Origin of the sequence: Crocinitomix algicola (genome assembly GCF_001661595.2) — a bacterium.
Taxonomy (GTDB): Bacteria; Bacteroidota; Bacteroidia; order Flavobacteriales_D; family Crocinitomicaceae; genus Crocinitomix; species Crocinitomix algicola.
This window is the reverse complement of record NZ_LYPF02000002.1, coordinates 1-13,440: the sequence shown is the minus strand read 5'-3', so window position 1 is coordinate 13,440 and position 13,440 is coordinate 1. Positions and strand designations below refer to the sequence as shown.

The 13,440-nt window shown below is 36.2% G+C and carries 9 protein-coding genes; 4 read left to right on the top strand and 5 right to left on the bottom strand.

Annotated elements, in window-relative coordinates:
- Positions 1 to 6: 6 nt before the first annotated feature.
- The 3 genes from A8143_RS01735 to A8143_RS01725 form a co-directional block, all read right to left on the bottom strand.
- Positions 7 to 2,514: a DUF5686 family protein gene (locus tag A8143_RS01735; protein WP_066755376.1), complete on the bottom strand. Its 2,508-nt coding sequence runs from the start codon at positions 2,512 to 2,514 to the stop codon at positions 7 to 9.
- Positions 2,515 to 2,525: 11 nt separating this feature from the next.
- The gene (tatC, locus tag A8143_RS01730; RefSeq protein WP_066755373.1) at positions 2,526 to 3,299 is read right to left on the bottom strand and encodes a twin-arginine translocase subunit TatC; all 774 of its coding nucleotides are present in this window, start codon (positions 3,297 to 3,299) and stop codon (positions 2,526 to 2,528) included.
- A gap of 96 nt (positions 3,300 to 3,395) precedes the next feature.
- Positions 3,396 to 5,621 (bottom strand): hypothetical protein, encoded by a 2,226-nt coding sequence (locus A8143_RS01725; RefSeq protein WP_066755370.1) that lies wholly within the window; start codon positions 5,619 to 5,621, stop codon positions 3,396 to 3,398.
- A 530-nt stretch (positions 5,622 to 6,151) separates the two neighbouring features.
- On the opposite strand from A8143_RS01725, the gene A8143_RS16955 reads away from it, so the two are divergent.
- Positions 6,152 to 6,319 carry a hypothetical protein gene (locus A8143_RS16955; RefSeq protein WP_175437460.1) on the top strand — a complete coding sequence of 56 codons (168 nt, stop codon included), beginning with the start codon at positions 6,152 to 6,154 and terminating at the stop codon, positions 6,317 to 6,319.
- A gap of 313 nt (positions 6,320 to 6,632) precedes the next feature.
- On the opposite strand, the gene A8143_RS17275 is transcribed toward A8143_RS16955, so the two are convergent.
- Positions 6,633 to 6,767 (bottom strand): hypothetical protein, encoded by a 135-nt coding sequence (locus A8143_RS17275; RefSeq protein WP_262485613.1) that lies wholly within the window; start codon positions 6,765 to 6,767, stop codon positions 6,633 to 6,635.
- Between the two features lie 124 nt (positions 6,768 to 6,891).
- On the opposite strand from A8143_RS17275, the gene A8143_RS16815 reads away from it, so the two are divergent.
- The 3 genes from A8143_RS16815 to A8143_RS01715 are packed head-to-tail and all read left to right on the top strand — an operon-like array spanning position 6,892 to position 12,740.
- Positions 6,892 to 7,317, top strand: coding sequence for a hypothetical protein (locus tag A8143_RS16815; protein WP_139134240.1), 426 nt, complete (start codon positions 6,892 to 6,894; stop codon positions 7,315 to 7,317).
- 17 nt (positions 7,318 to 7,334) lie between these two features.
- Positions 7,335 to 12,068 carry a fibronectin type III domain-containing protein gene (locus A8143_RS01720; protein WP_217494775.1) on the top strand — a complete coding sequence of 1,578 codons (4,734 nt, stop codon included), beginning with the start codon at positions 7,335 to 7,337 and terminating at the stop codon, positions 12,066 to 12,068.
- Positions 12,069 to 12,740, top strand: a complete 672-nt coding sequence (locus tag A8143_RS01715; RefSeq protein WP_066755364.1) for a hypothetical protein — start codon at positions 12,069 to 12,071, stop codon at positions 12,738 to 12,740.
- Here the strand turns inward: A8143_RS01715 and A8143_RS01710 are convergent.
- Positions 12,724 to 12,906 carry a hypothetical protein gene (locus tag A8143_RS01710; RefSeq protein WP_066755361.1) on the bottom strand — a complete coding sequence of 61 codons (183 nt, stop codon included), beginning with the start codon at positions 12,904 to 12,906 and terminating at the stop codon, positions 12,724 to 12,726. The two genes, A8143_RS01715 and A8143_RS01710, sit on opposite strands and share 17 nt — an antisense overlap.
- Positions 12,907 to 13,440: the final 534 nt, after the last annotated feature.

The following is a 13,440-nucleotide window of genomic DNA, read 5'->3' as shown; positions in this document are numbered from 1 at the left end:
AAATCTCTAAAAATCATAAGTGAACATAAATTTCACTCCAAAATTTGCTACCGGGTCACCATATAAATCAACATTGTCCCTATAGGATAAACGCCAAATAGCATCGATGCGTATAAATTTAAGAATATTCTCCAAGCCAGCACCAACTTCGTAATAAGGACTTGTTAGCCTTTGCGAATAAAAAGGTAATAACATTTCTTGATTATGCTTAGCCGAATAAGTTCCTATAACCATTTTACCTGACGCTACAGCCCTAAATTTCAATTTTCTAATCAGCGGAATTCGATCCATAATAAACCCTTGAAACTGATGTTCAAAAAGCACACGAACCCATTGATCACTTATAAACTCATAATAGTTCATTAAGTTGAAGTTATAGGCTTGTAGGTAGTAGGTTTCATTGCCCTGATGAATTTGCAAAAATGGATAGGGTACTTGTCCAAAGATTTTACCAGCGTGGATGGTATAATTCAAACGACCGAGCATTCCGAACCGCGGACGATGAGTCCAAATAAAATCCAACCGATGAAAGTCATACTCACTTTCTAGCACATGCTTTATTCCCCAAGTATGAGTGATGGAAATAATGGGGTATCGCGAGCCAAGTGAGATTCGATCAAATTGCCCCTTCAAAAACTTCTCTTCTTTGGTAAACATGATTTGATTTCGTACCTGAAAGGAAGTCAATGAATTGATTTTATTTGTATCCCCGGACTCTGGGTTTATCCTACTATAATCTGAACTACCGAGGGGAACGTAGTTTTTCCATTCCACAGCGTTAAACGTACGCATGTCAAAAGACCAATCTTTCTCAAATTCGACGGACCCCAGCTTTACCATAGTTAGCTTGTCCAACGGTGCTGCAGACAGGAGTGTACTGAAATTATTACCAACATCTCCAATTGTCGCAATAAGCCCTAACTGATCTATTCGCTTACGGTAGGCAAACCTTAGCATTTCACGAGGACTTTCTTGTAGTTTCCATCGCAGACTGCCTCCATATTTCCAATCCTGATCCAACGTTCCATAAGCCGTAAACCCCGATATTTCAACCTTTTTTGAAAATTGATTTGATGTTCTAACAGAAAGCATCAGTCGAGTACCCTCAACAACATTTCTATTGAAACCAGTATAAATACTACCAAATTCCACCGGCCCGGCCCGCCAAAAACCGGTATACCCCATGTAAGTAAAGTTTTCAAATAATCGATAGGTTTTATTTTGTTTTAATGAATCTACCATTTTAATTACGCCATTTTCCTCTTTCGACAAGTCTGAATGTCGTTCAATTTGCCAATACTCTTCTGAACGGTGGTCTGCACTATCTTCAATTACAATATCTTTCACATAAAAATTAAATGGTTTCACCGCATTGAGCAGAAAATTCTTTCGGGTAACATTCTTATGGATAGTTACACCAATTAATCGTGTATTTTCTTGTTCATTAAATAAATCAAAATCTGCGGTCATTTGCTCTTGAACAAGCATATAGTTGGAGTCAACCATACCATACTGTTGCTCCACTTTAAAATCAGAAACGTAATTGAGGTTAACTCCATTTGGAATTGATGCCTTCAGCAGTCTCAAAGCATATTGATCGTGTGTAATCCACATCTCTCCTTCAAACAATGCGTCCCCTCTCCGTTTTGGGATAAACTTGATATGGTAACAAGGAGTGCCGTCGAGTGTGTCGTTAGGCTGAAGGTAATATTTATAAAATAATTTGCCTTCATTCGCGATTGGACTCATAAACTCTTTGTTAAACAAGCCTATATAATCTTCATAAGCATTTACATTTTGATATAAATCACCCGTAAACTGACCAAGTTCAAGGTTATCAACACCAGTAACACGTGTAGCACGAATAACTTCTTTCTTTTGCTTAGGATTACTTTTATAATAATAATCTGAAAGCGATTCAGTCAATAAAACCGGTAAGTACTTGTCACCATCTGCAGAATCGATATAATTCATGATAAAATCGAACTTCCTAAATAATGGGTTAGACTCGAATCCTTCGGACAAATTATGCAGGTTAAATTGCATCTTATTATAAACCTCACATTCATAAGCCATTAAAGCTTCAGGGTCATTGCGTTTTTTGTTGTTTTTAACTTGACGCAAGATTTCAAAAGCTGGGTTTTCACCTGCCTCAATTACAACGGCGGTCAAATTCATTGACAATTCAGATAATTGAATTGTTAATCCACTAATTACGGTGTCTGTTAATGGAATTTCAATGGGTCGATATCCTATATATTGCAATTTTAAGGTATCATAATGGTAGGGTGATTCAATTGAAAAACTACCCTCAATATTGGTCGCTTCAAAAGTATTGGCACTTAAAAATTTGATCTTGACAAAAGGAATAACTTCCCCCGTTAATGAATCCGTAACCGTACCTGATACCTGAATTTGTCCATAAATATTAGACGATACTTGTAAACAGCATAAAAGTACAAACTTTGTCAACCAATTTCGAATTGATAAAAAATATAGCGGTTTGGGTTCCATCTAATTTTCACTTATTGCAAACCATCCTTTATTCGTTTACGCTCAATATTTTTTGAAATCAGTATTCCTAATTCGTACAGAAACAAAATAGGTATACTTACAATTATTTGCGTAAACAAATCTGGCGGAGTAATAATAGCAGATATTATTAAAACAACAACAAAAGCATGCTTTCTATACTTTTTTAGAAAAGTAGGAGTAACCAATCCCAATTTTGAAAAAATAAAAATCACGACGGGAAGTAAAAAGAATAAGCCTGTAAACAGAACAGTGGTAACTATTGTCTTCAAGTATGAGTTGATTGTGATATTATTTTGAATTGCATCGGTCATTTTCCAGTTCCCCAAAAACTGAACCGATAAAGGCGCTACTACGAAGTATCCGAAAGCCACACCAAGAAAAAACAAGACACTCACAAAAAGAACCAATCCTCTTGCTGACTTGATTTCATTTTGTCTTAATCCAGGTTTTATAAAGGACCAAATTTGATAAAAAACAAAAGGAAAAGCGAGAATAAATCCACCAACAATTGCCATCATTAAATTGGTACTAAATTGACCTGACATTTGGATACTTTGAAGGTTTATTGCTATTTCTTCAGTACAAATTCCAAAAGCCTTACAAAACAATTCAAATATCGGAAAGTCAGGTTTAGCCATCGCTAAAAAGACATTGGTCGTTATCCAATCTGTAAAATAAAAAATAGCAATTGCAAAGATTAAAATTGCAATTACACTGCGTACTAATCGCCATCTCAGCTCCTCCAAATGAGCAAGGAATGGCATATTATTTTGATTTGATTCTGACACCGGGTAAAATTACTACTTATTATTCATTTTAAATCGCTTTTTATCTACTTGCATAGACGATTCAGCGAAAAATTAATTTTGCAAATTTGGGACTTTAGTCGAATATAAGCCATTCATAAAACTTACTTTTTTCACTTTTATTTTGTTCAGCTTCTTTATTATCCTTTTACGGTCATCAGTTTGCTTTACCCATAATTCAGCATAGGTTTTTAAAGTTTCAATCCACACCTCCGCTTCAGCTTTAGCTCGAATCCCAGAATAGAAATCAACGGCATTCATATCTGCAGGCCTATTGGAAAGGCGATTGAAATCCTCTTCATACTGCGTAAAATTTTGCGGTAACATCGGATCATCATAAACTGTTAACTCAAAATGGACATGGGCGTCCATTGTAGCTTTATAAACTACAGCTCCAAAATTTGGTGTATTTTCACCGTCAAATTCTGAAAGTTCACTTCGTTGACTTCTTCGAATTTCCCCATTCTTCTCATCAATAATCCCCCCACCTGCAACAGTAATTTCTGCTTTTGTATTTTTCTCTTTCAAAAAATTAAAAACTTCCAAAATTTGAAGTGAATCAATTTTGCTCAATTCCTTTTTACCGTTATCACGAACTACCCGTTTTAATGCAAAAACATCATCCGATTTTTTATAGGCCAAATTTATATGTGCAAAATTTTCTTCTATCTGTTCAGAAAAAACCTCTTTCCCAAATGAAATATGAAAGATTTGAAAGGATTCATTTCGATCATTTGGCGGAAAAACAAAATCCTGGGTTCTAAAATTAAATTTAGCCCCGTCTTTATAGGTATACACCCCGTTTTCTTCTTCATACTCCATCATGATATATCCCATATTTTTGCGCATATAATCAAGCTTTGCCTCATATTTTATAAGGTTTTCGTGCGCTTGTTCCATATCTTCAATTAATTGTGCTAACATTTTCTTTTGCCCGGATAAAACGCCATTTAAATAAACCAAACGTTTTTGCTCTATATTTTTTTTCTTATCGAGTTTACTCATTGCACTAGTAGGGTGACCTTGATTATCTTGGTAGGAAGTCCCTAAGTTCTTTTTCTTTAGTTTTTTCTTCTTCATCTTAGGCTTCCCCTCGGGCGTGTGCCTTAACTTATCCAACTTTATTTCAGTTTTCTTGATTTGAAGTAATGTACCTTCAATTTTTTTCTCGTACAAATCAATTTGATATTCATAACCACGTTTACCGTAAAGGTCTTCCCGAGTATTTGCAATGTAATAGTTTTCAAGTCTATTCATCAACCTCCAATACGTTGTACCTTCTCCATAAGATGAATCCGGAGATACTAAACGATGCTCATTTTTTCCATAAAGTACATATGCCTTATCTCCTTTATGTATAGCAATTGTTGTCTGCCGCTCGGGGTGATAACCTTCCACATCAATATGTACAAATGTACTGGCATCAGCGGCAGTATTTTGTTGAGAAGAAACAACATCCTTTACGCGAATAGTTGTTTTATTATTATCCTCATCAACATCCTCTTCTATCACAAAACGAAAAAGCCCTTTATCGTCAGGCAATCCCATCGAATAAGGCGTTGTAACCCCACCTTGAATTTCAGCCCAATTTCCACCGTCTCCCACTGCTGACAAATAATCATTACTTGCTATTTCTGGACCTCCTAGTAGCGCGTAAATTTCCTTTGCCCTGGTGTGAACATATTTTTCTTCTGCCATCATGATGGCGTTTAATATCAACATTTGTTCAATCCGTGTATAGCCAGAGTTTAAAATCCCAGCCATTTTATCTGCAATTGTCAATGAAGCAGTGTAGTAACCTTGAACCGTTTTGGCAAGCGTATAATCTCCATTATTTAAAGTTCTTACCGCGTTTTGAGGAGCCTCTTCTAAAACATACTTTTCAAAAATCTTAAGCTTCTCTTTTAAAGGCTCATCTTTTTCATCAGTTGAATTTCGATATTGCAAAACTTGACCGAGTTCCCAAATCGCATAACGTACAGCTAAATCCGCCACAACACCTGGCGATTTCCTGGCGATTTCAGACTCATGAAACATTAACAAGTCCGGCTGCTGAACAATTTGCCGCTCAACGTAATTATAATCCGGCAAAGTATCGTTGATATAAGGAATTGAATCCGTAAACTCAAATAAATGAAATAATTCAGGCTTTAAAACTTCCACCTTACGTGTAATATCAAATAAAAAAGCCCGTTCCTTACCAGTCAAATCATCCCAAGAATCTTGAGAAAATCCAGTTCCTGTCACTAAAAACAGAATTAAAATGTAAAAGTTTTTCATTTAAAATAACATCAATTAATTCACTTTATCAACGCCAAATATAATTTTGGTCACGTAAATGTAGTCAAATTCACAGGTCAAAAACCAACTCATTCATCACTTTATCAACAAGCCATCAGTGAACAGATTATCGAACAAAAAAAAACTGCCACAAATCATCTTCGTGGCAGCATAACCAAATATATCTGTAAAAACCTAACCCTCAAATGGAATCTACACTACTTTATGTTAATGTTTTAAAAAGGTAACCCTATTTTTTTGGCCGCTCCCCTAATTCCACTACGTTCCATTAGCGTCAGGCTTTCCGCACTCGCTTTCGCCCGTCCGTCCGTCTCAGACGGACGGACGGGCGAAGAGCTTAAACAATCGCTCCAATCCTTAGCGGAGAGTGCATCAACTAGTTAACAGTTAATCAACCTCTCCTTTCAATCAATCACTTTAACAGTCTAAATTTAACCAAGGTATTAGCAAATTTTATCAAACAATAAGCATACTTCGTAATTCATCATTATTTAAAATCAGAATATCGAATGTCAATCGCAGAAGACAGAAGTTTGAATCATCCAATAACTCACTTCATCATTCAACATTCGTTATTCGTTATTCATCATTACTTAAACTCAAAATACCGAATGTCAATCGCAGAAGGCAGAAGGTTGAATCATCCAATAATCTCACTTCATCATTCAACATTCTAAATTCGTTATTCATCATTACTTAAACTCAGAACATCGAATGTCAATAGCAGCAGGCAGAAGTTTGAATCATCCAACAACCTCACTTCATCATTCAACATTCTAAATTCGTTATTCATCATTACTTAAACTCAGAATATCGAATGTCGATCGCAGAAGGCAGAAGTTTGAATCATCCAATAGCACACTTCATCATTCAACATTCTTAATTCGTTATTCATCATTCATCATTACTTAAACTCAGAATATCGAATGTCGAATGTCGATTGCAGAAGGCAGAAGGCAGAAGGTTGAATCATCCAACAACCACACTTCATCATTCTACATTCTTCATTCGTAATTCATCATTACTTAAACTCAGAACATCCAATGTCAATCGCAAAAGACAGAAGTTTGAATCATCCAACAACCTCACTTCATCATTCAACATTCTAAATTCGTTATTCATCATTACTTAAACTCAGAACATCGAATGTCAATCGCAAAAGACAAAAGGTTGAATCATCCAATAACCACACTTCATCATTCTACATTCTTCATTCGTAATTCATCATTACTTAAACTCAGAACATCTAATGTCAATCACAGAAGGCAGAAGTTTGAATCACCCAACTACCTCACTTCATCATTCTTCATTCATCATTCATCATTACTTAAACTCAGAACATCCAATGTCAATCGCAGAAGGCAGAAGTTTGAATCACCCAACAACCTCACTTCATCATTCAACATTCTTCATTCGTTATTCATCATTACTTAAACTCAGAACATCGAATGTCAATAGCAGCAGGCAGAAGTTTGAATCATCCAATAACCACACTTCATCATTCAACATTCATCATTCATCATTCATCATTCATCATTACTTAAACTCAGAACATCCAATGTCAATCGCAGAAGGCAGAAGTTTGAATCACCCAACAACCTCACTTCATCATTCAATATTCAACATAACACCAGTGTCTTTTAAACCTTTTTTACTATATTTACCTCTAAGTTAATCCAATAACCCAAAAATTTGAACTCGTTTAAGCATATTAATTCCCTTTGGAAAGCACCTTTTAATACAGTTTTTCTGGTGCTCCTTTTGTTGCTTTCAAGCACAGGGAAGGCTCAAACTTATCCAGTTCAAACTTTTATACAAATTAGTCCCCCCTATAACTCTTATTTACCTGATTATGCTGATCCATTCAGCAACCAAATGCGTGTCATTCTTACGCTAACCGATTTCGCTGTACCTGCCGCCCAAGTTAAACTACGTTTTAGTATTGATGGAAGTGGATACACTATAGTTTCAACAGATATCATTGCTTTTCCAACAATAACACTTTCACCTGGTGTTCCAGTTGAAATTTCTGGAAATGACTTAGCGCCCTATTTAGCAACTGAAAATTTAATTTTCTCCGGGTTATCAGCAGCGGAATATGAAGCTTCTAAAATACTCCCTGAAGGTCCTGCTACTGTTTGTGTTGAAGTCATAGATGTTTCTTCGGCAAATCAACCAGTCATCGGGAATCCTGCTTGTGCCCAGACTTGGTTTGCACTTTTCGACCCTCCCTTACTTAACCTTCCTTTTTGTGGCAACGAAATCTCTACTACAGACCCGCAAGCCGTTTTGTTTACATGGTCACCCCTGCACATGGCATCGCCTCTCGCTGGCCCAACACAATATATTTTTGAATTATTTGAAATTCGTCCTGATGGCAGCGACCCGAATGTAGTGGTGGAAAGCTCGTTGCCCATTTATATCGAAATGACCACTAATTCTATGGTCAATTATAGTATTCTTCAACCTCCACTGCAATTAGGAATGTCCTATGTTTGGCGTGTTCAGGCCATAGATCCTTCTGGTAGAGCTTTGTATCGAAATAATGGTTATTCCGAGGTATGTACTTTCACCTATGGCTCTGTTGCTGGAAGTTTAATTGACGGTGTTTCATTAGAATTAAAGGCTAATGGAACAGGAGTAAGACAGGGTTTTGCTTGGTGGAATGGTAGCGATTTATTTGAAAACTATGAATTAGAACTCCGGAAAACTGGAAATGATGATTACGCTTGGTTCCCCTATTCTACTGAAAACAAATCTCTCAAAATTAATAATCTCGAACCAGAAACTCAATACGAGTGCCGGGTGAAAGGAGTAACCGGAAGCGCTTCTTCCGACTGGAGCAATACGGCAACTTTTACTACTCAAGCCAAAAATGATTACGCTTGTGGCAGCACTGCACTACCAGCAGTCTCCCCTATAAACACACCGCTTGTATTTTTATTACCCGGAGACATTGTTGCTGTTGGCCAGTTTGAAATGGTTATTTATTCGGCTGAGCCCGCTTTTGAGCCCGGTAGATTTAATGGGAGAGGAAAAATCAACATTCCTTTTATGCTCATGAATATGGGCGTTAAATTCAACAATATTTATATCGATGAGGACATGGTGATGCGCGAAGGAAGGGTCGAGGCTCTCAGTCAAGCCATGGATGAATGGATTGACGAAAATAGTCGAATTACAATTCCAGGCATCATCAACGAAGATGGGTTTTCATTTAATGATGATTCTACCATTACCGTCTATTTCGGAGATAAAGAAAGAACGTATGATTTTCCTAAAAGTGGAGGGCCTCTTGTCTTTGAAGATGAATCAGGACTTATTTACACCGTATATCCTGACGGAACCATTGAAATTGATGGATTAATTTCTTGGGATGAAGATGTTTTGGCTGCTCGGGCGGATCATCAAATTATTTTCAAACCTTCAGAAAATCAAGTCTATGGTTTTGATGCTAAGCAATATGACCAATGGTCCAAACACTATCCCTGCATAAAACTTCAAGACAATAGTCTTTACTTTTCCTCTTATAAATCCGTAGCCTCTAATCAAACAGACCTTGTACACGCCATCATCAGATCAGAAGAAGGAGTTGATAATCCAGCATTCATATATGCTGATGGAACGCCCCTTGACGCAAGATCAATTAACGACTCTACTTACGAAATTACGGTTGGCAACACACTCACCTCCAAGTTTATTTATGCCTTAGACGATTATGGCCTAAAAATAGGCAAACTCAATTTAAGTGTTTATGCCAATAAATCGAAACAATTAATCGTCATTCCTGTCAATGAAGCTTCAATACCCGAAGACCTTGAAGCAAGTCTCAATACCATCTACGGTCAAGCTTGTATTAATTTTGAAGTTTCAATCGCAGATGAGTATGAAAATTTAACTTTTGACGCTAATGAAAACGGTCTTGAAAGTCCATCTACCAGATTAATGAATAAATATTCCTCAGAGATGAAAATGCTCCGAGATGTTTATTTCGATTCGCACGAAAAAGTAAACAATGCTTACTACCTATTTATTGTTCCAAATTTCGACAGTGATTTAGACGGATACATGGTCCGTGGCAAAGCCCTTGGATTTATAAAGTCAGGTGAACCTGCTCAAACATACGCTCATGAACTTGGTCATGGTGTTTTTGGACTTGAGCACACCTTTCCTACCATTCCGCAAGCGACGACAAATAACCTATTAGACTACACTGTCGGAGCCACCCATCTAACCCATAAACAGTGGTATGATATGCAGCATTTTACACCTGTCTTTTCTTTTTTGGATAATGAGGAGGATGGGAGTGCATATAGGGATATTAAAGAACGTCTAAGGTTTTATAATGACGATGATAACCTATGGATAAATATACCTGAAGGAACTGCTGTTCCTCTCTTAGACGGCACACCTTTAATCATCGATGGAGCCAATAAAGCAGTATTCGATATCAATGGCAAAGTGTATAAGTTCATGATCGAATCAACTGTATACAGACCTTTTCTTGCGCAATCTTTGAGTGGAGATCAAAATTATTATTGCGGTTATTATTCGCCCGAACAGCTAGACTCCATCAAAACTTTGCCTAAAAATTCAGAGGAAAAAAACAATTTCTTAAAGAATGAACGCTTTAAAGGGTTTTCAGATTTAAATCCTTCAACAACCGTTTTCACTAAAGCTCCAAAAATTCAATATGGCGCTTATACTGATTGCTATTGTGTATGGACGTGGAATGAAGATACCACAATTAATGCTCATCAATATGCCGAATTAGACGCATGGTATTATCCTAAAGATTACAAACATGTGATTAACATTGATTCAGTCACTTATTCTAATTGTACGGAAGGAACTTGCATTGACTATGACGCTTATGATATTGATGGCCCTGCTGAAATGCTTTTTGTAGGCCTGTCGAAGGAATTGGATTTATCTACTTTGGAACTAGATTCTCTAGCTGAACTCGTACAGCATCTTAATACAACAATTGGAAGCCAAACCTTTGCATTTTATGCTGATATGGGTGTTCAGTATTCTAATGGAAGAACTTATTGGCATTCAATGGACGACCCATCAAAAATTACGCACAACGGGGATATAGTTGACTTTTTTAAAGATTTTAACATCATTAGCAAGCCAACGTTCGATGTTTACTTTAATAAGGTATCTCAAGGAGATGATTACTATGACATTGTTTTTTCACCCAGAGACCTTTGGAACGGAATACTTGCAACCTATAACGTCAATACAATTGATTACACCAGTTTCCCAATTCCACATGTCAAAAATTGGATGCCTCCAGTACCTGGCCCCATGCTGGAAGTGATGGATTATATTGAGGAATTGTACAATTTTCAGGCAGCACAAAATCCGGATATCGTTGGTCTTCCTGAATATGATAAAATACCTTGGTTTGTGGGAGATGTGAGAGCGCAGCCAACAGTTTGGCTCAACACAAAACTACTGCTCAGAACCAATATCATTACCTGTTTTTGGCTTTTGGGAATGTTTGAGCCGTATGAGTATGATTTTCTTGATCTAATCATGCGAGATCAGGTTAAAATGCATCAGGGAGCAAGCTTCTATACAGCGATAAAGCAGGCTGAAGCATCAGGAAAAGCCTGCTCAATTTATTCAGGAAATGAATATGACCAGTACATTTTAAGGTACGATGCTGATTGCGCATTTTTCATAGGTTTTGAGTACTTCAAAGCTTATGCTGAAATGCTATTTGAACCGGCAATTGTTGCTGTGACAGTTGCCAAGATGCAGAAAATGGCAAGCTCATACAAAGGATTTAATTCTTCTAAAAACATTGATGATATATTTTCAGGAGGAAATAATAATTGGATACTGGCTAACGGGGTGGATGATGCCTTTGATGTTCTGTTAGATGGTGCAAAAGCATTTGATGATAATGTGTTAGATATTGCAGAAGTAGGACTTAAGAACTGGAAGACATTTCAAAATAGAGTTTCTACACAATTAAAAACGCTCTATCCAAATAGTAAAATTGGTAGTCAAATAACATTGGACGTTACTTATATTGAAAATGGAGTAACGAAAGTGAAGACGATAATCCCTGATGATTTAATTCAAATAGAAGTTAACGGGATTAAGAAATATAAAATTATTGATGCGAAAACAAGTTCAAAAGATTTGGTCAATAAAACAGATTTAACAAGTACTTGTACTAAAAACCAAAAGGATATTTACCCTCTAGTTGACGGAGGAGGAACTCATAATGGAGTAACTATATCTAAGGTAGAAATGAGAGGTAGTAATGCTGTTAATGCTTTTGAAGGGAGTGGTGTTGACTTCATAAATGGCAAATCACAAATACAATTAGAAACAGGTGTTGAGTTTTGGGTAAATAGTTCAACAACAGATTTTACGCAATATTTAATACGACCAAGAATTAAATAAATGGATTACAAAGAAGTTAAGCAAAAATTAAAGAAGGAGTTTACAACTCTTCTAAAACCAAAAGGATTTAAGTCGAAGGCGGATCATCAAGGATGTTCTTTTTTTTGTGAAAAGGATAAGCTAATCTTAAATTTTGGTTATGGCGTTGAAAACTATATTGATGAGTTCAAAACAGGTGTATTTGGTAGTGTATGTTTTAAGGAAATTGCATCTACCAAGAAAATTGCGTTGAATCAGGAAGGTTTGTCAGCTACAGTAATGCTTCAAAAAGATGATTACTTCCAAGATATTAACTATCGTTTTGTAATAAAAACAGATGATGACATTGCAGAATGGATGAAAATAGTTGCTGATTTTTATTCTAAAGTTGCAGAACCCTTTTACAATAAATATAGCACTGTTGCAGACATAGATATTTTACTTAATTCAGACCCTTCCAAGAGAGTTCCTGAATTAAACGATTTGGGAGGACATATTATTACAGGGCTTATTTCAGCGAAACTAAATGACAATCCTAATTATGGAGAGCTGAAGGCATATTATGAAAAAGAAGTTGATGCTAAATTTCAAGGGCATTTTCTATATGATAATTGTAAACAAGTTATCAATTATTTAGATAATCACTCTATTGAAGAATTGAATGAAATAACTAAATCTACCCCACCATCCTAATCTTCCCATCCAATAGATCTTTCATGCGCTTTTTAGTCAGCATAGAGTTGATCATTTTAATAAGCGCGTTCTTTTCATCTTCGTCCAATTGATTAATGAGGGCTAGCTGTTCGTTTAATTCTTTGTCCTGAATATCTACAGCAGTGTTTTCATCTTCATTGAGCAATTGATCAGCACTCTAGTCAAAAACTTTCATGAGCCCTTGTACAATTTCAATAGAAGGAGAAAGGTGTCCGTTTTCCATTTTAGGGAGATGAGTAGAATGGATGTGTATTTTTCGACCAGTCGGTTTGCTTTACGTAATGCCTTTACTTTTAAGGAAAACTATATGTTTGACAAAAGAATTTCCTTCAAATATACCGAATAATACAGGTTTTTGTTATTTATTTTCTTTATTACATAAGTGTATTGTAATAATATGAAATTATAATTTATCCTGATTTGCAAGAAGGTATTAAAGAAAGCTTTAAACAGCTTTGCTGTCTAAAACCGGTCTTTAACAAATTATTCCTTGAAAAGTAGGTCGTGAAGCCCCCCTGATTGTTATGCAATTAGCATTAGGGTATCATATTCCATTTAAACCCTAAAGCGTAGCCACATTTTTATTAAAGAAGTCTTTGAATTTTTGCTTATTAAGAATTATTTAAAAGAACGCTGTCCTAAACTAGTTAACTCTCCCATCAGTCTTAGACTGACACGT

What these genes read in the sequence shown, in the direction of transcription:
- A8143_RS01735 (WP_066755376.1), bottom strand. Translation starts at nt 2,514, where the DNA reads ATGGAACCCAAACCGCTATATTTTTTATCAATTCGAAATTGGTTGACA.
- tatC (WP_066755373.1), bottom strand. Translation starts at nt 3,299, where the DNA reads ATGCCATTCCTTGCTCATTTGGAGGAGCTGAGATGGCGATTAGTACGC.
- A8143_RS01725 (WP_066755370.1), bottom strand. Translation starts at nt 5,621, where the DNA reads ATGAAAAACTTTTACATTTTAATTCTGTTTTTAGTGACAGGAACTGGA.
- A8143_RS16955 (WP_175437460.1), top strand. Translation starts at nt 6,152, where the DNA reads ATGTCAATCGCAGAAGACAGAAGTTTGAATCATCCAATAACTCACTTC.
- A8143_RS17275 (WP_262485613.1), bottom strand. Translation starts at nt 6,767, where the DNA reads ATGATGAATAACGAATTTAGAATGTTGAATGATGAAGTGAGGTTGTTG.
- A8143_RS16815 (WP_139134240.1), top strand. Translation starts at nt 6,892, where the DNA reads ATGTCAATCACAGAAGGCAGAAGTTTGAATCACCCAACTACCTCACTT.
- A8143_RS01715 (WP_066755364.1), top strand. Translation starts at nt 12,069, where the DNA reads ATGGATTACAAAGAAGTTAAGCAAAAATTAAAGAAGGAGTTTACAACT.